Annotated in this window: 2 protein-coding genes; both read right to left on the bottom strand. The window is 72.3% G+C overall.

All coding sequences use genetic code 11. The annotated features are described in order from the left end of the window. A partial coding sequence (locus ACFW2E_RS45820) for a dynamin family protein (RefSeq protein WP_384477832.1) occupies nucleotides 1-1775 on the bottom strand: 1775 nt, incomplete at its 3' end. Between the two features lie 58 nt (nucleotides 1776-1833). Further along, on the bottom strand, nucleotides 1834-2062 hold a 229-nt coding region (locus tag ACFW2E_RS45815; protein ID WP_384477830.1), incomplete at its 5' end, for a hypothetical protein.

Below are 2062 nucleotides of genomic sequence, written 5' to 3'. Positions count from 1 at the left end.
TGATCCCACCAGTGTGAGCTGTAGACGGCCGTCCTGACCGCGAACAGGCTGGCCTCGACCTCCGGCGGCACGGGTGCCTCGGGCGCCTTCAACGGGTTGGCCTCGTCGAGGAGTTCGATGTCGTCCAGGATCCGCCCGATCAGCTGACTCAGCTCGCGGAAGCGGGCCGCGGCCTCCCGGTACGCCTCCGCCTCGGGGGGCTCCTCACGAGGCGCGACGCGCCGGTACGCCCGCAGGGCGAGGTCGAGTTCGCGCTGTGCGGCCCGCGCCCGCTCCAGCCGGTGGGCGTCCCCGTGCCTGATCAGATGTGCCTGGACGCCCAGCCGGATCGCCTCCAGGCCGCCGTCCTTCTCGTAGGCCCGCAGCCGGTGGGCCCAGCGGCTGCCGGGCCGGTCCTTCTCCAGCAGGGCAGCGAACTCGTGCCAGGTCGCACGGTTCCCGTCCGCCAGGCGCTCGGCGACGTCCCGGATCACGTCCCTGGTCTGGTCCGAGACCGCCCCCCAGGGCTGCTGCTCCATCAGGAGGCCGGTCACGGCCGAGGCCAGGAATATCTGGTCGCGGTTGTCCCCCTGACTGATGATCTTGGGCGCGAAGGCGTCCAGGCTGTTCAGGGAGTCGACCCGGCCGAGCCCCGCGCCGCCCGGCAGGCCGGTGTCCAGGACGGGCACCACGATGCGGTCGAACTGGTTGGCCACCAGCAGCGCCGCGGTGCCGAGGGCCTCCTGACTGCGCCCGTCGGCGGCGAGCATCTGCCAGAAGTCCAGGGCGATGTCGGACGGCAGATGGTGGGCCGGCAGCACCAGCAGGATGGAGTGGATGTCCTGCAGTGCCTGACGGCTGAGATTCCGGTCGCGTCCGAAGGACCCGACGGCGCCGACCCCCGGGAAGTCGAGGATCTGCACCTCACGCCCGTCCAGCAGCTCGCCCAGCGGCCAGTGCTCCGGGTCGACCTCGACGACCTGCTCGACCCGCTCGACCAGGGGGAAGCAGTCGGCCAGCGCCGCCCCGCCCGTCGTCAGGCGGTCGCGGCTGATCAGGAGTTTGCGCGGTGTGGGCGGAGTGTCGGGCGTGGGGGTGGCCACGGGCAGTTCCAGCACTGCGCGTACGGTCGCGGTGGCCAGGTCCACCGGCTCGGAACCGAGCAGGCCCTGCTGACCCTGTTCGGCGTCACGGAAGCGGAGCAGTTCCAGTGCGGCGTCGCGGAAGCGCGAGGAGATCAGGTCGTACGGGACGTGGGCAACTCCCGGCACCTGCCGGCCCCACAGGCACCGGTACCAGGCGAGGAACGGCGCCCAGCCCTGCGGTCCGCCGACCAGGTCCGTGTCGCCGAGCACCTGCCCCGCCTTCAGCTGCGGAAGCTGCTCGTCGAGCAGGCGCACCAGCTCCTGGGCGATCTCCCGCACGCAGGAGGCGAGCCGGTCGCGGGTCATGAAGTGGATCTTCGAGACGTCACCGAGCCTGGTGCCCGTCCCCGCCGTTCCCCGGCGCAGGCGCAGCACGGTGATGTTGCCGGTGGTGGGGCGCTCCTCCACCGGGAGCAGGTCGGGGCGGCCCAGCAGGGCGCCCAGGAGCAGGGACTTGCCCACCGTGAACTCGCCGACGACGGCGAGTGAGATGGGTGCGGCCGACCGCGCCCTCAGCTTCGCGGCCGCCCGGGCCAGTGTCTTGCGGGCGGTCTCCTCCTCTTCGGAGGCGGGCGGGTCGAGGGAGTCGAGGAAGGCCTCGACGTCGCGGACGTATTCATCGAGTTGACTGAGCGACAGCTGGCGTGCCAACGGTTTCCCCCCTGTGATCATGTACGGGCCGGAGCGGCCGGCGGTGCGCGGCCCCTGCCTAGGTGCGGACGAAGAAGAGTTCGAGCCGGAGGGTGTCCGGGTCGCCGCCCCCGTCGTGGTAGGGGCGGATCAGCTTGGGGTTGTCCTGCGGGAAGAACGCGGGGTCCCAGGCGAGCACGCGGGGAGCGATGGTGTCGGCCAGCCGCTGGCTGCGGGCGAGGTCGACCCCGCGGCAGCCGGGGCAGGCGGCCGCGGCACCCCACACCAGCACCAGTGCGGCATGCCGG

The organism is Streptomyces sp. NPDC058964 (assembly GCF_042741275.1).
In the GTDB taxonomy this organism is placed as follows: Bacteria; Actinomycetota; Actinomycetes; order Streptomycetales; family Streptomycetaceae; genus Streptomyces.
The sequence above is the reverse complement of the archived record's forward strand: the minus strand, read 5'-3'. Positions and strand labels throughout refer to the sequence as shown.